This window comes from Pseudomonas brassicae (assembly GCF_010671725.1).
Lineage (GTDB): Bacteria > Pseudomonadota > Gammaproteobacteria > Pseudomonadales > Pseudomonadaceae > Aquipseudomonas > Aquipseudomonas brassicae.
The window spans coordinates 1-18,599 of record NZ_JAAHBU010000431.1 but is presented as its reverse complement, the minus strand read 5'-3'; the positions used below and the strand labels follow the sequence as shown (position 1 = coordinate 18,599).

14 protein-coding genes, 2 tRNA genes and 2 pseudogenes are annotated in these 18,599 nt (G+C 64.2%); 10 read left to right on the top strand and 8 right to left on the bottom strand.

Annotation, left to right across the window (positions count from 1 at the left end; genetic code table 11):
- Nucleotides 1–720, bottom strand: a 720-nt coding sequence (locus G3436_RS23740; RefSeq protein WP_163950182.1) for a DUF2242 domain-containing protein, incomplete at its 3' end; no start/stop codon positions are given.
- A 303-nt stretch (nt 721–1,023) separates the two neighbouring features.
- Here G3436_RS23740 and G3436_RS23735 point away from each other — a divergent pair.
- The 10 genes and pseudogenes from G3436_RS23735 (at nt 1,024) to G3436_RS23690 (ending at nt 13,584) form a co-directional block, all read left to right on the top strand.
- On the top strand, nt 1,024–2,916 hold the full coding sequence (locus G3436_RS23735) for a methyl-accepting chemotaxis protein (protein ID WP_163950180.1): 1,893 nt from the start codon (nt 1,024–1,026) through the stop codon (nt 2,914–2,916).
- Between the two features lie 61 nt (nt 2,917–2,977).
- Nucleotides 2,978–3,877, top strand: a complete 900-nt coding sequence (locus G3436_RS23730) for a LysR substrate-binding domain-containing protein (protein WP_163950185.1) — start codon at nt 2,978–2,980, stop codon at nt 3,875–3,877.
- A 189-nt stretch (nt 3,878–4,066) separates the two neighbouring features.
- Nucleotides 4,067–4,984 (top strand): hydroxymethylglutaryl-CoA lyase, encoded by a 918-nt coding sequence (locus G3436_RS23725; protein ID WP_163950177.1) that lies wholly within the window; start codon nt 4,067–4,069, stop codon nt 4,982–4,984.
- Between the two features lie 26 nt (nt 4,985–5,010).
- The gene (locus G3436_RS23720) at nt 5,011–6,195 is read left to right on the top strand and encodes a CaiB/BaiF CoA transferase family protein (RefSeq protein ID WP_163950175.1); all 1,185 of its coding nucleotides are present in this window, start codon (nt 5,011–5,013) and stop codon (nt 6,193–6,195) included.
- Between the two features lie 13 nt (nt 6,196–6,208).
- On the top strand, nt 6,209–6,733 hold the full coding sequence (locus tag G3436_RS23715) for a gamma carbonic anhydrase family protein (RefSeq protein ID WP_163950172.1): 525 nt from the start codon (nt 6,209–6,211) through the stop codon (nt 6,731–6,733).
- Nucleotides 6,734–6,793: 60 nt separating this feature from the next.
- A complete protein-coding gene (locus G3436_RS23710; RefSeq protein ID WP_163950170.1) occupies nt 6,794–8,116 on the top strand; it encodes an MFS transporter in 1,323 nt (440 codons plus the stop codon).
- Nucleotides 8,117–8,138: 22 nt separating this feature from the next.
- Nucleotides 8,139–9,415, top strand: a pseudogene (locus tag G3436_RS23705) (OprD family porin).
- A gap of 136 nt (nt 9,416–9,551) precedes the next feature.
- On the top strand, nt 9,552–10,061 hold the full coding sequence (locus tag G3436_RS23700; protein WP_163950167.1) for a sigma-70 family RNA polymerase sigma factor: 510 nt from the start codon (nt 9,552–9,554) through the stop codon (nt 10,059–10,061).
- The gene (locus tag G3436_RS23695; protein WP_163950164.1) at nt 10,058–11,011 is read left to right on the top strand and encodes a FecR domain-containing protein; all 954 of its coding nucleotides are present in this window, start codon (nt 10,058–10,060) and stop codon (nt 11,009–11,011) included. Before G3436_RS23700 ends, G3436_RS23695 begins: the two co-directional genes overlap by 4 nt.
- Nucleotides 11,012–11,274: 263 nt before the next feature.
- The gene (locus G3436_RS23690; protein ID WP_243667282.1) at nt 11,275–13,584 is read left to right on the top strand and encodes a TonB-dependent siderophore receptor; all 2,310 of its coding nucleotides are present in this window, start codon (nt 11,275–11,277) and stop codon (nt 13,582–13,584) included.
- A gap of 169 nt (nt 13,585–13,753) precedes the next feature.
- Here G3436_RS23690 and G3436_RS23685 read toward each other — a convergent pair.
- From G3436_RS23685 to G3436_RS23655, 7 genes and pseudogenes are all read right to left on the bottom strand, one after another.
- Nucleotides 13,754–13,830: transfer RNA gene (locus G3436_RS23685), tRNA-Asp, on the bottom strand.
- A 77-nt stretch (nt 13,831–13,907) separates the two neighbouring features.
- Nucleotides 13,908–13,983: transfer RNA gene (locus tag G3436_RS23680), tRNA-Val, on the bottom strand.
- A gap of 102 nt (nt 13,984–14,085) precedes the next feature.
- Nucleotides 14,086–14,844 (bottom strand): SDR family oxidoreductase, encoded by a 759-nt coding sequence (locus G3436_RS23675; RefSeq protein ID WP_338001313.1) that lies wholly within the window; start codon nt 14,842–14,844, stop codon nt 14,086–14,088.
- A gap of 11 nt (nt 14,845–14,855) precedes the next feature.
- Nucleotides 14,856–16,067: an O-succinylhomoserine sulfhydrylase gene (locus G3436_RS23670; RefSeq protein ID WP_163950156.1), complete on the bottom strand. Its 1,212-nt coding sequence runs from the start codon at nt 16,065–16,067 to the stop codon at nt 14,856–14,858.
- A 16-nt stretch (nt 16,068–16,083) separates the two neighbouring features.
- Complete coding sequence (purF, locus tag G3436_RS23665) at nt 16,084–17,589, bottom strand: amidophosphoribosyltransferase (protein WP_163950153.1); 1,506 nt, start codon at nt 17,587–17,589, stop codon at nt 16,084–16,086.
- Between the two features lie 42 nt (nt 17,590–17,631).
- A pseudogene (locus tag G3436_RS23660) lies at nt 17,632–18,185 on the bottom strand (CvpA family protein).
- Nucleotides 18,186–18,282: 97 nt separating this feature from the next.
- The coding region (locus tag G3436_RS23655; protein WP_178116586.1) for an SPOR domain-containing protein at nt 18,283–18,599 on the bottom strand (317 nt) is incomplete at its 5' end.

Below are 18,599 nucleotides of genomic sequence, written 5' to 3'. Positions count from 1 at the left end.
CGGTTGCGAGCTCTTGCTGTCATCGACCAGCGGTGCCGCCACCGTTTCGGCAACCGGCACCGGCGCAGGTGCAACCCCATCGGCCGGGGCCGGCGCACTCAACGCAGCAGGCGCGGGCGCGGGCTCGGGCACGCCCAGGTCCACGGCAGGCGTGGGCGCTTCGACCTTGTGCTCAGCCTTGGTCTTTTGGCTCGGCTTAGGCAGGAAGCTCTCGACCAGCGCGAAGTAGCGTTCGTAGAACTTGGGCGAGGTCACGGTTTCGCTGGCGACCTTGACCATCGAATCGTCCGACGAGCCGATCGGCATCGACACCGACCCCAACACGCCCACGCCAAGGCTGGCCGAGGTATTGGACTTTTTCAGGGCATAGCGGTCCTGCAAGGCATTGGCGAACATGGTCGAGCGCTGGCCCGAACCGCTGTCGTCGGCGCATACCACATTGAAGCTGATCTGCAGGTGCGAATCACCGGTCTGCTGGAAGCTCTTGTTGCCGTTGACCTGGCCGCGCTCACTGGTGGTGATGATGTAGCCCTGGCTGAGCAAGGCGCGCCGTGCGGCCTCGCACGTGCCCGCCTCGCTGACCGCAAAGCTGCGCGAGAAGGTGCCCGAGTCGTCGAAATTCTCGTGTTCGTAGATCGCGGCCTTTTTCGAGGAACAGCCGGCAACACCCGCCAGCACAAGGGCCAGCCCGAGCGCACTGAAGACGGTTGACTTTGACATTGCAAATCCTGAGGAAAACGGTCGGCGCCTATTGTGCATCACATACGCAAAGGACTGAAACCATAGCAGCCAGTTCCTACACAAAATTTCACCTGGCATGCCCATGCACGGGAGCTTGCAGGGCTGCTTGACCACTGGTCGCGTATTTTTTCTCTCAGCAACAACTCCCCTTTCCCACAAGGTTTAAGGAAGTAGCTACCTACTCCTGGCGTGATAACCCGACCGATACTGCCCAATTCATGACGAAAAATAGCAATAGGCCACTAACCCGGCCACACGCCATCGACCCGGGGAGCACACAAGGTGAAAGACATATCGGTGAGGGTGAAGCTGGCCCTCGGTTTCGCCAGCATTGTGCTGGTGATGGCACTCCTGGCCGTCGTCGGCATCAACGGCCTGAACACCCTGACGAGCCGCGCCGATCGCCTGGTGTCGGTCAATCACCTGCTTGACCACACCAACGATATCCGCGCCGCCCGCCTGTCATTCGAACACCATGGCGAGCAGGTCTACGTCACCCAGCTGCAAGCGTCCTACGCTGCGCTGGTGCCACTGATCGAGCAGAACCGCCAGCGCATCCAGGACCCGCCCTCGCTGCAGCATCTGGAGACCGTGGTCGAGCACATGAAGGACTACATGGAGCAGTTCCAGCAACTGCAGCTGACCCAACAGGACATCGGGCGCCTGCAGGCCGACGCCGACCGCCTGGGCGAAGCCCTGCAGGAGGGCGTGCGCGAACTGACCGAGGCGCTGCTGCGTGATGAAGGCAGTGGCGTGCAGCCCGCGCTCGGCCAGCTCAACAATGCGCTGAGCGACCTGCGCCAGAACAACCTGGCGATGATGCGTGAGGGTAGCGCCAACCGGCTGGGCAAGGTGCGCGATGCCCAGGCACGTGCCAGCACCAGCCTGCAGCAACTGGGCGCCCGGCTGTCGAGCGGCCGCCAGGCCGCATTGAGCGCGCTGGCTGGCGAGTTTACCCAGTACCTGCAACTGGCCGAGCGTTTCGCCACGAATGTCGCCCAGCAAGCGCAGTACCGCACGGTACTGATCAAGGACATCGAAAGCAGCCTGGAGGCGACCAACAACCTGATCGCCCGCCAGAACCAGCTGAGTGCCGAGGAATCCGCGCGCAACCGCGCGTTGATGCTCGCTTTGCTGCTGCTGGCGGCCATACTGGGTGCGCTGATCGGCTGGGTGATCACCCGCCAGATCACCCTGCCGCTGCAACAGGCGGTGCAGATTGCGCAACGCATCGGCGCGGGCGACCTCACCGACAACACCAGCCCGACGCGCCAGGACGAGTTCGGCCACCTGCTGCAGGCCTTGTCCAAGGGCGGCGAAAACCTGCGCAGTGTGCTGGCCCAGGTCGGCAGCGTGACCCGCCAGCTGTCGGCGGCGGCCGAAGCGCTCTCGGCGGTCACCGAGCAGACCAGTGCCGGGGTCAACAGCCAGAAGATCGAGACCGACCAGGTGGCCACCGCCATGAGCGAGATGGTCGCCACCGTGCAGGACGTGGCACGCAATGCCGAAGCCGCCAGCGCGGCCACCGACCAGGCCAACAGCCAGGCCAGGGAAGGCAATCGGGTGGTGCAGCGCACACTGCAACAGATCGGCCAACTGGCCGACGACATCGGCTGCTCGGCCGAAGCGGTGGGCCAGCTGGCCCACGAGAGCGAGCGTATCGGCAGCGTGATGACCGTGATCAATGCCATCGCCGAGCAGACCAACCTGCTGGCGCTGAACGCGGCCATCGAGGCGGCGCGGGCCGGTGAAGCCGGACGCGGGTTTGCCGTGGTGGCCGACGAGGTACGCGGCCTGGCCCAGCGCACGCAGCAATCCACCGCCGAGATCGAGACCCTGATCGCCTCGCTGCAACACGGTGCACTGCAGGCCGCCGAGCGCATGCACGCCAGCCATGACATGGTTGCCACCACGGTGGGGCTGGCCAATGAAACCAACCTCGAACTGCAGGCGATCACCGACACGGTCAGCAGCATACAGGCGATGAACCTGCAGATCGCCACCGCGGCCGAACAGCAGAGCGCGGTGGCCGAAGGCATCAACCGCAGCGTACTGAACGTGCGCGACGTCACCGAGCAGTCGTCGAGCGCCTCGACGCAGACCGCCACCTCGGCAAGCGAGCTGGCGCGCCTGGGCAGCGAATTGCAGGCGCTGCTTTCGCGCTTCAGGGTCTGATGCAATGCCGCGCAGTCTGGCACCATGCAGGCCTACCGAGCCTTGAGTGAGTGAAGCTGGCATGTGGCAGATCGACCCCACCTCGCTGCGCCTGTTCATCGCCGTGTGCGAAGCAGGCAGCATCGCCCGCGCCAGCGAGCGCGAGTTCATCGCACCGTCGGCGGTGAGCAAGCGCATGGCCGATATCGAGGCGGACGTGGGCGTGCCGTTGCTGTCGCGCAGCAAGCGCGGCGCCGTGCCGACGCCGGCCGGCCAGGCCTTGCTGCGCCATGCGCGGCAACTGATGCGCAGCATGGAACGCTTGCAGGGCGAGTTGAGTGAATATGCCGAAGGCGGGCGCGGGCAGGTGAAGATCCTCGCCAACATTTCCTCGATCATGGAGTTTTTGCCCGAGGAGCTGTCGGACTTCATGCTGGCCAACGAGCACATCCAGGTCGATATCGAAGAACGCTTCAGCCCAGATGTGGTGCGCGGCGTGCTGGAGGGTCAGGCCGACCTGGGTGTGTGCCGCAAGTCGATGGCCATTGGCAACCTGGCGTTTCTGCCCTACCGCCGCGACCACCTGGCGCTGGTGGTGAATGCCGCGCACCCGCTGGCCGGGCGCCAGAGCGTACGTTTCAGCGAAACCCTGGCGCATGACCACATCGGCCTTTCGGCCTTTGCCACGCTCAACAGCTTCATGAACCATGCGGCGGCCGAAGCCGGTCGCGAACTGCGCTTTCGCGCGTATGTGTCGACCTTCGATGGCGCCTACAGCCTGGTGAAAGCCGGGTTGGGGCAGACCATCCTGCCGATGGAGGCGGTCAGCCGCTATGCCCGGCTGTTCGACCTGCGGGTGATCCCGCTGCTGGATGCCTGGGCGCTGGGGGAATTTGTCATCTGCGTGCGCGATGTCGAGAGCCTGTCGCTCGCGGCGCGGCGGCTGCTCAATCATCTGCTGGCGCGGGCACCGGTGGTGTAGCTGCAGGCCTCTTCGCTGACAAGCCAGCTCCCACAAGGTTCACCGCAGACCCTGTGGGAGCTGGCTTGCCAGCGAAGGTGCCACCTGCATCCATCGCCAACCACGATGGATAAGCCCGCCAAAAACGTCTTTTCCGCCCCGCTCTACCCTCCTAGTCTTGCCTCAGCCCCAAGCCTGAACGAGACCACCATGACAACAATAACGATCAACGAAGTGGGCCTGCGCGACGGCCTGCAGAGCCTGCAGCGCAGCATGCCGACCGCCGACAAGTTGCGCTGGATCGACGCCGCCTACGCCGCCGGCATCCGCCATATGGAAGTCGCCTCCTTCGTACCCGCCCGCCTGCTGCCGCAAATGGCCGACGCCGACGCCGTGGTCGCCCACGCCCTGAGCTACCCCGACCTGCAGGTGAGCGTGCTGGCGCCCAACCTGCGCGGTGCGGAAAATGCCCTGGCCAGCGGCGCCCAGCGCATCATCGCGCCGATCTCGGTCAGCGCGGCCCACAGCCTGGCCAACGTGCGCCGCAGCCCGCAGCAGATGGTCGAGGAATTTGCACGCATGTGTGACCTGCGCAGCGGTGCCGGGCGCCCCGAGGTGATCATGGTCGCGGGCATGTCCACCGCCTTCGGCTGCACCCGCCAGGGTGAAGTGCCCTTGAGTGACCTGTGCGCGCTGACCCGCCTGGTGCTCGAGGCCGGCTGTGATCAGGTCTCGCTCGGCGACACCACCGGCTACGCCACCCCCGGCCAGGTCGCTGCAACCCTTGATGCGGTACGCCTGATTGCCGGCGACAAGCTGCACGCCGCGCATTTTCACGACACCCGCGGCCTGGCCCTGGCCAACAGCCTGGTGGCCGTGCAGCACGGCATCCGCGAACTCGACGCCTCGCTCGCCGGCCTGGGCGGCTGCCCGTTCGCGCCGGGCGCCTCGGGCAATACCGTCACCGAAGACCTGGTGTTCATGCTGCACGGCTCGGGCTTTGCCACCGGCATCGACCTGCCGGCACTGATCGCCTCGCGCGCGGTGCTGGAAACCGGCCTGCCGGGTGAAACCCTGTACGGCTATATCGCCCGCGCGGGCTTGCCGACACGCGTCCCAACGGCCTGAATCACCTTCGCAGCGGAGTACAACCGATGTCCAAGCTTCCCCTGGACGGCATTCGTGTCGTCGAAATGTCCCATATGGTCATGGGCCCCACCTGCGGCATGATCCTCGGCGACCTGGGCGCCGAAGTGATCAAGATCGAGCCGATCAAGGGTGATGGTACCCGCCGCCTGCTCGGCGCCGGCGCCGGGTTCTTTCGCACCTTCAACCGCAACAAGCAGAGCATGGCGGTGGACGTCGAGAGCGAGGCCGGCCGCGAGGCGGTGCTCAAGCTGCTCGACCGTGCCGACGTGTTCATCGAGAACTTCAAGCCGGGGCGCATGGACAGCCTGGGCTTTGGCTACGCCGCCCTGCGCCAGCGCAACCCGCGGCTGATCTACGCCACCCACAAGGGCTTCCTCGCCGGCCCCTATGACCAGCGCCTGGCGCTGGACGAGGTGGTGCAGATGATGGCCGGCCTGGCCTATATGACCGGCCCGGTGGGGCGCCCGCTGCGCGCCGGCAGTTCGGTCAACGACATCATGGGCGGCATGTTCGGCGCCATCGGCGTGCTCGCCGCCCTCACCGAGCGCCAGCGCAGCGGCTGCGGGCGTGAAGTGCAGAGCGCGCTGTACGAGAACTGCGTGCTGCTGGCCGCCCAGCACATGCAGCAGTACGTGGTCACCGGCGAAGCTGCCGCGCCCATGCCCAACCGCATCAGTGCCTGGGCCATCTACGATGTGTTCAGCTTTGCCGGCGGCGAGCAGATGTTCGTTGCCGCCACCGGTGACAGCCAGTGGAACACCCTGTGCAACCTGCTCGGCCAGCACGACCTGCTGGCCGACCCGAGCCTGGCCAGCAACAACGACCGCGTGCTGCAACGCCCGCGCCTGCTGGCGCACCTGGGCGAGGTCTTCGCCACACTGGACGCGCAAGCGCTGGCGCCGCAACTGGAGGCTCACGGCATCCCGTTCGCGCCGATCTGCAAGCCCGAAGAACTGTTCGACGACCCGCACCTGCTGCACAGCGGCGGGCTTACCCAACTGCAACTTGAAGATGGCAGCCACACCGCGATGCCGCTGCTGCCCTTCTCCCTCGACGGCCAGCGCCTGGGCCCGCGGCGGGCCATCGCGCGCATCGGCGAGAACACCCGCGAGGTAATGCAGGGCCTGGGCTACAGCCAGGCCCAGATCGACGCGCTGGCTGCCGCCGGCGTGTTGCGCACCGACCACTGACAAGGACTACCGCATGGCAATCTACGCATTCGACGGCCTCAGGCCACAGCTGCACGACAGCGTGTACATCGCCGAGGACGCCACTGTCATCGGCCAGGCAGACCTCGGCCCGGGCTGCAGCGTGTGGCCCCAGGCGGTGCTGCGCGCCGACAACGAAGCAATCGTGATCGGCGCCGGCAGCAATGTGCAGGAAGGCGCCGTGCTGCACACCGACCCCGGTTTCCCGCTGCACGTGGGTGTGGAGGTGACCATCGGCCACCAGGCCATGCTGCACGGTTGCAGCGTTGGCGACGGTAGCCTGATCGGCATCCAGGCGGTGATCCTCAACGGCGCGGTGATCGGGCGCAACTGCCTGGTCGGCGCCGGTGCGGTGGTCACCGAAGGCAAGGTGTTCCCCGACAATTCGCTGATCCTCGGCGCCCCGGCCAAGCTGGTGCGCGAACTCGACGCCAAGGCCATCGCGGCGTTGCGCGACAACGCCCGCCATTACATCGAGCACGCCCAGCGCCACAAACAGACCCTGGTGCGCATCGGCTGATCAGCGCCAGCTGCGTGCCCCACCGCTTCTCCGACAACTATAAGAATGGAGATGTACGACATGAGTTCGACCCTTGGTGCCACCCGGGTTGCCAGTGCCCCTGCGCAACTCGATGAACTGCTGCTGTACCGCCGCGTCGCCTGGCGCATCATGCCGCTGGCGATCATCTGCTTCCTGTTCTCCTATTTCGACCGTATCAACATCAGCTTCGCCAAGACCCAGATGCAGGCCGAGCTGGGCCTGAGCGATGCCGCCTACGGCCTGGCCGCGAGCATGTTCTTCATCGGCTACGTGCTGTTCGAGGTGCCCAGCAGTTGGGGCCTGAAGAAGTACGGCGCGCCGGCGTGGATCTGTCGGATCATGGTGTCGTGGGGGCTGGCCACCGCCGCCCTGGTGTTCGCCTACACCCAGTACACGCTGTACTTCCTGCGCTTTCTGATCGGCGTGATGGAAGCCGGTTTCGGCCCGGCCATTCTGTTCTACCTGGCGTGCTGGTTCCCCAGGAAGTACCTGGCGCGGGTCAACGGGTTGTGGTTCCTGGCCGTGCCGCTGGCCGGCGCGATTGGCGCACCGGCGGCGGGGCTGATCCTGCAGGGCATGCACGGGGTGATGGGGCTGGCCGGCTGGCACTGGCTGTTCCTGCTGTCGGGGCTGCCGTGCATCGTGCTGGGCGTGCTGGTGCTGTGGAAGCTGGACAACGACATCGCCTCGGCGCGCTGGCTGAGCGACGACGAAAAACGCACGCTGCAACGCAACCTGGACAGTGACCGCAGGCCGGGGGACAGCAAGCACGGCTCACTCTGGAAAGTGCTGCTGACCCGCGAAGTGGCGGTGTTCGCGATGATCTATTTCGTGATCAAGTCGGCCAGCTACGGGCTCAACTTCTGGATGCCACACCTGATCGAGAAGTCGGGCGTGAGCGGCTCGACGCTGATCGGCCTGCTGACCTCCTCGCCCTACATCATTGCCTGCGTGGGCATGATCGTGGTGACGCGCCTTTCGGACCGCAGCGGCGACCGTAAAAGCTACCTGCTCGGCTGCATGATCGCCTCGGCGCTCGGCTACCTGCTGGCGTGCTTCTACGCTGACAACTCGGTGGCGATGATGGGCGCGCTGGTGCTGGCCACGGCCGGCACCTTTATCGCCATCCCGTTGTTCTGGACGCTGCCGCAGTCGACGTTCTCGGGCCTGGCCATCGCCACCGGCACAGCGGCGATCAACTCGCTGGGCCAACTCAGTGGCATCGTCGCACCGGCCATGGTCGGCTTTATCAACGACCTCACCGGCATCAGCTACATGGGCATGCTGTCGATCGCCCCGCTGATCTTGCTCAGTGTGGTGCTGATTGCCGTGTTCGTGAAAAACCCGCCGCGCAGCCACTAAGCCCTTCGCCAGGAACAAGACCATGATCAAACGACCGGCCCGCATGGGCCTGGCGCTGGGCATCGGCCTGTGCGCACCCGACGTTTTTGCCGACGGCTTCACGGCGTTCAGCGGCAAGCTGGAGCTGAGGAATTTCTACTTCAGTCGCGATTTTCGCGATGGTTTTCCCAGCCAATCCAAACGTGAGGAATGGGCCCAGGGCCTGCAGTTGAATCTGCAATCGGGCTACACCCAGGGCCGCTCGGGTTTGGCGTGGACGCCGTGGGCATGCTCGGGGTCAAGCTCGACGCGGGCCCCGAACGCGGCGGCACCGGCCTGCTGCCACGTGGCGCCGATGGGCGCGCCGCAGACGACTACGCCAAGCTGCTGGCCACCGCCAAGCTGAAGCTGGGCGACACCGAGCTGCGCTACGGCGGGCTGAGCCCGGTACTGCCGCTGATCGCGTCGAACAGCAGCCGCCTGTTCGCGCAGTACTTCAATGGCGGCCAGTTGATCTCGCGGGACCTGGACAAGGTAACGCTGCACCTGGGCCGGGTCGACAGGGTCAAGCAGCGCGACTCCACCGACAGCGAGGGCCTGACCACCATGGCGCAGATGGGCGCCTGGTCGGGTGCACTGACCAGCGACAGCTACACCTATGGCGGCATCGACGTGCAGCCGTTCAAGGCGCTGACCCTGAGTGCGCATGCCAGCGAACTGCAGGACTTCTACCGGCGCGGGTTTCTCGGCGCACAGTTGCGCCAGCCGTCAGGGCCCGGAACCCTGCTGGGCGAACTGCGCCTGTTCAGCGCGAAGCAGACCGGGGCCGAGCGCATCGGCGTTGTGGATAACCGCGTGATCAGCAGCAACCTGGGCTACCAGTTGGGCGCACATCGGCTCAGCGGGGGGTATCAGCGCATTGCCGGGAATAGCGCCTACGCCTATCTGGGCGGCACCGACACCTACCTGTTCAGCGAACAACAGGTGTATGCCTTTGCGCAGAAAGACGAGCGTGCCTGGCATGGGCGGTACGACTACGATTTTGCGGCATTGGGCGTACCGGGGCTGACTTTCACCTTTCGCTATGTGACGGGCGATAACGTCGACCTGCAGCGCGTGAGCGGGCGCAAGGCGGCCCAGGCGCGCGCCAGGGGCAGCGAAGGCCGGGAGTGGGAACGCACCACCGACATTGCGTATGTGGTGCAGGGCGGGCCGCTGAAGAACCTCTCGCTGCGTTGGCGCAATGCCACGGCACGCTCGAACTATGCCGAGGGAGCCGATGAGAATCGGGTGATCGTGAGTTACAGCGTCGGGTTTTGACCCGCGCTGCATCGACGGCGCCGGCAAACGGTATCAACGGGTAGTCGACGACCAGCCCAGCCTTGCAGGAAAGGCTGGGTCACCGCTAGAATGAGATGAATTCTCACTTGCATCTATTTGGCTGACCAGAAACCCCATGCCCCTGCCCACCAGCCCCTACCCGAATATCGGTGAACTCTATCGCGACCACCGCGGCTGGTTGGTGGGCTGGTTGCGCCAGCGCCTGGGCAACAGCGCCGATGCCGCCGACCTGACGCACGATACCTTCATCCGCCTGCTGTGTGCCAAGCCGCAGGCCATCGACAGCCCGCGTGCCTACTTGGCCACAGTCGCCAATCGCCTGCTGATAAGCCTGTACCGTCGTCGCTCGCTGGAGCAGGCCTGGCTGGACACATTGGCCCATCTGCCAGAGCAGAACGTTCCGTCGCTGGAGAGCCAGGCACTGATCCTCGAAGCCTTGCATGAGGTCGACCAGGTACTCTGCTGCCTGCCCGCCAGATCGCGCCAGGCCTTTCTCATGGCACAACTGCAAGGGTATACCCAGGCAGAAATTGCCAACCACCTGGGTATCCAGGTGCGCTCGGTGCAACGCCATCTGGCACGTGCCTACGAGGAGTGCATCATGCTGGCCACCAGACCATCGTGAGCACGCAGCCCATTGACCGCCGCATTGCCCGCCAAGCCGCACGGTGGTTCGTCAGACTGCAGGGCAACCCCAGCCAGAGTGATCGAACAGCCTGCCAACACTGGCGTGCCAGCCACCCCGACCACGAGCGCGCCTGGCAACTGGCCGAACTGTTCCACGCGCGCCTGGACACTGTTCCCGCCGAGGTGGGCATGCCAGCACTTGGCCGGCCGGAAAGCCTTGATCGGCGCCATACACTCAAACTGCTGACCACCCTGATCATCGCCGCGCCGCTGGGCACCCTCGCCTACCGGGAACTTGCGTGGCGTCAATGGAGCGCAGACCAGCGCACCCTGACGGGCGAACGTCGCGAATTCGTCCTGCCGGACGGCACCCAGGTGATGCTCAACACCGCCAGTGCGATGGACATACGCTTCGACACGCAACAGCGTCTGCTGCGCTTGTATGCGGGGGAAACCCTCATCAGCACCGCCGCCGACCCGCTGCACCGCCCACTGCTGGTGGAAACCGCCGAAGGCCTGTTGCGCCCGATTGGCACACGTTTCAACGTACGCCAACTGGACGGCAAAACCCGCATCGCCGTGCTGGAGGGCGCGGTGCAGGTCTATCCCGCCCAAGCCAAGGCTTCCCTGCGCCTGGAGGCAGGCCAGCAAACCGACTTCAGCCGTGCCCTCACTGCCCCCGTCGTCGCCCTGCAACGAAGCACCAGCGATTGGACACAAGGCGTATTGCATGCGCAAAAGATGCGCCTGGCCGACTTCGCCCTCGAACTGGGGCGCTATCGCCCGGGCCTGCTGCACTGCGATCGGGCAGTGGCCGATTGGCGTATTTCCGGCATTTTCCAGTTGAATCACACCGACCACGCGCTGGCCGCCCTGGCCCGCACCCTGCCGGTGCAAATCCGTATGCGCAGCCGCTACTGGGTGACCATCGTCGCCCGGGACCTGTAAACCGCCCCCTCAAACAGGAATCGTTGTCGTCTTTTTCAGTACTCGTGCGTCCCCCTCGTAAATACAGCCAACACTCACTCCACGGGGAACACTCGATGCGGCAAACACAACGGTACGCCCAACCTTTCCACGCCTTGAGCCAGACTGCACGCAGGGCGGCCTTGGGCATACTGGTCGCGGGCTCAGGCCTGGCCAGCCCATCCCTGCTCGCAGCGCCTGCCGGTCAGCAACAGGTGCGCCATTACGCTGTTCCCGCAGGTTCCTTGAGCGCCGCGCTGGCCGAATTTGCTCGCCAGGCGCAAATCACCCTGCCTATCGACCCAGCCTTGGTAGAAGGCAAAGGTTCTGCCGGCCTCAACACCAACGCCAGTATCAATGAAGGACTGCGCCAGCTGCTGCGCGGTAGCGGCCTGAACGCCAGCGCAACAGGCGACGGCTCATACACCCTGTATCCACGGGTGGAGGGGGCAGGCATCGAGTTGGGGGCCACCAGCATCACAGGCCAACAACTGGGCCTGACCACCGAAAACACCGGGGCCTACACCACCGGTGCAACCAGCACCGCAACCAAGCTGGCGTTGTCACTGCGCGAGACGCCGCAGTCGGTGAGTGTGATCACCCGTCAATTGATGGATGACCAGCAGCTGTCCACCATCAGCCAGGTACTGGCTTTTACCCCAGGTATCAGCATCAACCACCGCGACAGTGAGCGTTACACGTTTTACTCGCGTGGCTTCACGATTCAGAACTTCCAGTACGACGGTGTTCCGTCGCAGGTGGCCAACGAATCCCAGCAGTACACCCACGCACTCTCGGACATGGCCATCTATGACCGCGTGGAGGTACTGCGCGGAGCCACCGGCCTGATGAGTGGCGCGGGTACGCCGTCGGCCACCATCAACCTGGTGCGCAAGCGCCCCACCCGGGACTTCCAGGGTTACGTGTCCGGCGAGGCAGGTACGTGGGACAAGTACCGCTCCGAAGTCGACGTCTCCGGCCCGCTGACCCAAACCGGCAACGTGCGCGGTCGCTTTGTGGCGGCCTACCAGAAGCAGAACTCGTTCATTGACTGGTACAAGCAGGAAAAACGCGTGGTTTACGCTGCGTTGGACATCGACTTGAACGAGGACACGACGTTACGCACCAGCCTCGACTACCAGAACAACGACTCCGATGGCACCACCTACGGCCATATCCCGTTGTTCTACAGCACCGGCAAGCAGACTGATTTCTCCCGCTCGTTCAACCCTGCCAACCGCTGGGCATTCCAGGACAACACCAGCTATACCTTCAGCACCCTGCTGGAGCACGCGCTGGGTAACGACTGGAGCTGGAAAACCGCTTACAGCCACCAATACAGCTATCGCAAAGGGGAAGGCGCTTCGGCCAGCAATGGCGCGCCCGACCCCATGACAGGCGTTGGCGCGAATGCCTACATCAGCCGCCTGGACAGCTACCAGACGCAGGACACCCTGGATACCTATGCGTCTGGCCCATTCACCCTGGGTGGGCGTCAACACGAGCTGGTGGTGGGTGCCAGCACCTCGCGCACGCACCTGAACTTCCCTGACTACACCAGCACCGGTGCAGAGGGGGACTTTGCACCGGTAGACAATATCTTCACCTGGGATGGTCGCCAGTTCGCTCGGCCGAAGTTCGTGGAAAATGGCGGAACCGTTACCACCCTGCAGCAAACCGGGGTCTACACCGCACTACGCCTGAAACCGATCGATCCGTTGACCGTGATACTGGGCACCCGCGTCAGCTGGTGGGACCAGGAAGATCGGGTCACCAGCGTTTCGAATAACACCAAGGCCACCGACAAGACCCGCAAGACCGGGGTTGTCACCCCCTATGCAGGGATTGTCTATGACCTGAACGACACCTACTCGGCGTATGCCAGCTATACCAACATCTTCCTTCCTCAGACGTTCTACAAGACCGTCGACAACAAGTCCCTCGAGCCGTTGCAGGGCGACAACTACGAGATTGGCCTGAAGGGTGAATTCCTCGACGGTGCGTTGAACACCAGCATCGCGTTGTTCGATGTGGAGCAGAAGAACAGCCCTCAGGAAGTGGCCAATCCAAACGCCAGCAAAGCGGCTTACAGAGCTGTCAGCGGTACCAGTACCCGCGGTGTCGAGACCGAAATTTCAGGCGAGTTGACCACGGGTTGGAACCTGTTCGGTGGCTACACCTATCGTGAGTCGCACGACAAGGATGGCAAGCGCGTCCAGACCAACCAGCCTTCCAACCTCTTCAAGCTCGGTACGACGTACCGGCTGCAGGGCAACCTGGAGCGTCTGACCATAGGTGGCAACGTGACGTGGCAGAGCAAGATGTACGCCGAGGGGCAGATCCCCCAGTACACCGGTCCAACCTACAAGGCGACACAGGACCCGTTTGCCGTGGTTGGCCTGTTGGCCAACTACAACGTGGATGAGCACCTGACTGTCGGCCTGAATGTGAACAACCTGTTCGATCAGAAATATTACGACGGCATGGGTACCTTTGCGTCGGGCTCCTACGGCGAACCCCGCAACGCAGTGGTCAACGCCAAGTGGACCTTCTGAATCACGCCTACACCGACTGACCGCTTCGCGCAAAGCCAGCTCCTACACGGGCGATGTGGTCCTGTAGGAGCCGGCCTTGCCGGCAAAGCTTTTGCGCAGCCACAAAAAAAGCGACCCGAAGGTCGCTTTCTTTGTTGCTTCGAGGAGTTCAAGGGCCTCGAGGCGGATATGGCGCAGCGGACGGGACTCGAACCCGCGACCCCCGGCGTGACAGGCCGGTATTCTAACCGACTGAACTACCGCTGCGCATAGTGGACTTGCGTCCTGTTCCTCTCTGGTAACACGCTCTTGCGAGTGCGTCGGGCCAGGAACATCTCAGGAAGTGGTGGGTGATGACGGGATCGAACCGCCGACCCTCTGCTTGTAAGGCAGATGCTCTCCCGGCTGAGCTAATCACCCGTGTGCTTCGCTGAGGTGGTGAAATTTACGCAGGTATCGAACCTAAGTCAATACCAGTGTTGAAGTTTTTTTCAAAAAGTCGAAAAAACTTCAACACACCCTTCAGGTATAAATCATCTTCTTGGTCATGCCGCCGTCCACCACGAACTCCTGGCCGGTGACAAAGCCCGCATTTCTCGACAGCAACCACGCCACCATCGCCGCCACGTCCTCCACGGTCCCTACCCTGCCCGCCGGGTGCTGCGCATGGTCAGCCTCGCTCAACGGCTCGGCACGCCGTGCAGACGGATCACGTGCATCGATCCAGCCCGGGCTCACGGCGTTCACGCGGATCTCTGGCCCCAGGCTCATGGCCAGGGCATGGGTCAAGGCCAGCAGCCCGCCCTTGCTCGCCGCATAGGCCTCGGTATCGGGTTCCGACTGCGCCGCACGGGTCGACACCAGGTTGACGATGGCCCCGCAATGCGCACGCAGGTAAGGCGCACAGTGCTTGGCCAGCAGCATCGGCCCGCCCAGGTTGACCGCCAACACGCGGTTCCAGTGGTTCAGGCTGAGGCTCTCCAGGGTGATGTTGTGCGGGTCGGCAATGGCCGCGTTGCACACCAGTGCATCCAGACGCCCGAACTGGCCGAGTACCTCGGCCACCCCGGTGACCACCTGGCCCTCATCGGCGACATCCATGCCGATGAACCAGGCGTTGTCACCGAGCACCTTGGCCACTGTCGCGCCACGTGCCCGGTCCAGGTCGGTGAGCACCACCTGCCAGCCCTCACTGATCAACCAGGCTGCAATGCCCAGGCCGATCCCGCGTGCAGCGCCGGTGACCAGCGCCACCCGACCGTTGTGGCTGCTTTCGCTCACCGACCAGTCGATCACAGCGCCGCCAGGCCGCGCGCCAGGTCGGCTTGCAGGTCGGCCACGTCTTCCAGGCCCACGGCAACCCGGATCAGGCTGTCGCGAATGCCCGCCGCTTCACGCTCCTGCGGCGCCAGGCGGCCGTGGGAGGTGGTGGCCGGGTGGGTGATGGTGGTCTTGCTGTCGCCCAGGTTGGCGGTGATCGAGATCAGCCGCGTGGCATCGATGAAGCGCCAGGCGCCCGCTTTGCCACCCTTGACCTCAAAGCTCACCACGGCGCCGTAGCCGCGCATCTGGCGCTTGGCCAGTTCGTGCTGCGGGTGGCTCGGCAGGCCGGCGTAGTGCACCTTCTCGATGCCGTCCTGCTGCTCCAGCCACTCGGCCAGCGCCTGGGCGTTGGCACAGTGGGCGCGCATGCGCAGGTTCAGCGTCTCCAGGCCCTTGAGGAAGATCCAGGCGTTGAACGGGCTCAGCGACGGCCCGGCGGTGCGCAGGAAGCCGACGACTTCCTTCATGTGCTCGCTGCGCCCGGCCACCACGCCGCCCATGCAACGGCCCTGGCCGTCGATGAACTTGGTCGCCGAATGCATGACGATGTCGGCACCCAGCTTCAGCGGTTGCTGCAAGGCCGGGGTGCTGAAGCAGTTGTCCACCACCAGCAGCACGCCCTTGGCGTGCGCAATTTCGGCTAGCGCGCCGATGTCCACCAGTTCGGCCAGCGGGTTGGACGGCGACTCGACGAACAGCAGCCTGGTATTGGGCTTGATGGCCTTGTCCCAGCCATCGAGGTCCACCAGGGGCACGTAGTCGACCTGCACACCGAAGCGCTTGAAGTACTTCTCGAACAGGCTGATGGTCGAGCCGAACACGCTCTGCGACACCAGCACGTGATCGCCGGCGCTGCACAGGGCCATCACGATGGACAGGATGGCCGACATGCCGGTGGAGGTGGCGACCGCCTGCTCGGCGCCTTCGAGTGCGGCGATGCGCTCTTCGAACGCCCGTACGGTCGGGTTGGTGTAGCGCGAATAGACGTTGCCTGGAACTTCGCCGGCGAACCGTGCAGCGGCATCGGCCGCTGTACGGAACACGTAGCTGGAGGTGAAGAACAGCGGATCGCTGTGCTCACCTTCCGGCGTGCGATGCTGGCCAGCGCGTACCGCCAGCGTATCGAAAGCGACCCCATCGAGGTCGCTGTCCAGGCGCCCGGCATCCCATTGCTGTGTCATGCCGTTGCTCCCCTTGTCAGTTGTTGTAAAGGTCGATGATCGCGCTGACCGCCTGGTTCTTGACCTTGGAGGCGTCGTTGCGCGCCTGCTCGATCTTGTCCAGGTAGGCGGCGTCGATGTCGCCAGTCACATACTGGCCATCGAATACCGCGCAATCGAAATGCTCGATCTTGATCTTGCCACCACCGACCGCTTCGATCAGGTCTGGCAGGTCCTGGTAGACCAGCCAGTCGGCGCCGATCAGTTCGGCAACGTCCTGGGTGCTGCGGTTGTGCGCGATCAGTTCATGAGCGCTCGGCATGTCGATGCCGTAGACGTTAGGGAAACGCACCGCTGGGGCGGCCGAGCAGAAGTAGACGTTCTTCGCGCCGGCTTCGCGGGCCATCTGGATGATCTGCTTGCAGGTGGTGCCGCGCACGATCGAGTCGTCCACCAGCATCACGTTCTTGCCGCGGAACTCCAGCTCGATGGCGTTGAGCTTCTGGCGTACCGATTTCTTGCGCGCGGCCTGGCCGGGCATGATGAAGGTACGGCCGATGTAGCGGTTCTTGACGAAGCCTTCACGGAACTTGACGCCCAGGTGGTTGGCCAGTTCCAGCGCCGCAGTACGGCTGGTGTCGGGAATCGGGATGACCACGTCGATGTCGTGCTCGGGACGCTCGCGCAGGATCTTGTCGGCCAGCTTCTCGCCCATGCGCAGGCGCGCCTTGTATACCGAGACGCCGTCGATGATCGAATCGGGACGTGCCAGGTACACGTGCTCGAAGATGCACGGCGAGAGTTTCGGCGCGATGGCGCACTGGCGCGTGTGCAGCTTGCCGTCTTCGGTGATGTACACCGCTTCGCCCGGCGCCAGGTCGCGGATCAGGGTGAAGCCGAGCACGTCCAGCGAGACGCTTTCGGAGGCGATCATGTACTCCACGCCTTCGTCGGTGTGGCGCTGGCCGAACACGATCGGGCGGATGCCGTTCGGGTCGCGGAAACCCACGATACCGTAGCCGGTGATCATCGCCACCACCGCGTAGCCACCCACGCAACGGTTGTGCACGTCGGTGACGGCGGCGAACACGTCTTCTTCGGTCGGCTGCAGCTTGCCGCGCACCGCCAGTTCATGGGCGAAGACGTTGAGCAGCACTTCCGAGTCGGAATTGGTGTTGACGTGGCGCAGGTCGGACTCGTAGATCTCCTTGGCCAGCTGTTCGACGTTGGTCAGGTTGCCGTTGTGCGCCAGGGTGATGCCGTACGGCGAGTTGACGTAGAACGGCTGGGCCTCGGCCGAGGTCGAGCTGCCCGCCGTCGGGTAACGCACATGGCCGATGCCCATGTGACCGACCAGGCGCTGCATATGGCGCTGCTGGAACACGTCACGCACCAGGCCGTTGTCCTTGCGCAGGAATAACCGGCCATCATGGCTGGTCACGATACCGGCAGCATCCTGGCCGCGGTGCTGGAGCACGGTTAGCGCGTCATACAGCGCCTGATTGACGTTCGACTTACCGACGATACCGACGATGCCACACATGCGACGCAACCCCTACATTATGAAACTTGACGGATCAGCGGCTCAGGGCGCTTTGGGCCCGAGCAGCTGTTCTTGGAACGGGAGATCAGCCGGTGCGCTGATCCCGCTGGCTAGCCACTGGCTGGTCAGCCCCAGAATGAGGTTTTTCGACCAGTCAGCCACCAATAGAAATTGTGGCAGCAGGCGAGACTCCTGCCACCACGGGTCCTGTTGTACCGGCCCCAGGCTCAGCAGCCCGACCGCTACCACGACGAGCAGGGCCCCACGGGCAGCGCCAAACGCCATGCCCAGGAAGCGATCGGTCCCGGACAACCCGGTGACGCGAATCAGCTCGCCGATCAGAAAATTGATCATTGCCCCCACCAGCAAGGTGCGACGAAAAGAATGGCACATCCGGCTATCACCCGCGCCGACGGCGTCTGGATGTAACCTTCGAGGTACTGCGAAATGCCGCCACCGAACATCCAGGCAACGGCACCGGCGATGATCCAGGTAAGCAGGGACAAGGCTTCCTTGACGAAGCCGCGCTTGAGACTGATCAGCGAAGAAACGGCGATGATCGCGAGTATCGCCCAGTCGACCCAGGTAAATGCCACAGTGTTGCCTGCAAACGGATAAGGCGGCGCATTTTACCAGAGCGGTGGGCTATGGGTAAGCGGTGATTTGCCGTCCGGTAGCGCCCGGACGCGCAGGTCAGCTGCGTTCGGGCTGAAAGCGCACCACGAAGCCCTTGAGCTTCTGTTGGCGGTTGATCACGTCGCGCAGGCGCTCGGCCTCGGCACGCTCGATCAACGGCCCGACAAACACCCGGTTGGTGCCATCGGCTGCCCGAATGTAGGCGTTGTAGCCCTGGCTGCGCAGGGTCTTCTGCAGGTTCTCGGCATTCGCACGATTGGACAGGCTGGCCAGTTGCACCGACCAACTGACCGGCAGGCCATTGCCATCGACCTTGGCCGGCGCCGTGGCCACGGCCTTGGCTGGCGTCGCCACCGGCTTGCTGGCGGGCGCGG

What these genes read in the sequence shown, in the direction of transcription:
- G3436_RS23730 (WP_163950185.1), top strand. Translation starts at nt 2,978, where the DNA reads ATGTGGCAGATCGACCCCACCTCGCTGCGCCTGTTCATCGCCGTGTGC.
- G3436_RS23725 (WP_163950177.1), top strand. Translation starts at nt 4,067, where the DNA reads ATGACAACAATAACGATCAACGAAGTGGGCCTGCGCGACGGCCTGCAG.
- G3436_RS23720 (WP_163950175.1), top strand. Translation starts at nt 5,011, where the DNA reads ATGTCCAAGCTTCCCCTGGACGGCATTCGTGTCGTCGAAATGTCCCAT.
- G3436_RS23715 (WP_163950172.1), top strand. Translation starts at nt 6,209, where the DNA reads ATGGCAATCTACGCATTCGACGGCCTCAGGCCACAGCTGCACGACAGC.
- G3436_RS23710 (WP_163950170.1), top strand. Translation starts at nt 6,794, where the DNA reads ATGAGTTCGACCCTTGGTGCCACCCGGGTTGCCAGTGCCCCTGCGCAA.
- G3436_RS23700 (WP_163950167.1), top strand. Translation starts at nt 9,552, where the DNA reads ATGCCCCTGCCCACCAGCCCCTACCCGAATATCGGTGAACTCTATCGC.
- G3436_RS23670 (WP_163950156.1), bottom strand. Translation starts at nt 16,067, where the DNA reads ATGACACAGCAATGGGATGCCGGGCGCCTGGACAGCGACCTCGATGGG.
- purF (WP_163950153.1), bottom strand. Translation starts at nt 17,589, where the DNA reads ATGTGTGGCATCGTCGGTATCGTCGGTAAGTCGAACGTCAATCAGGCG.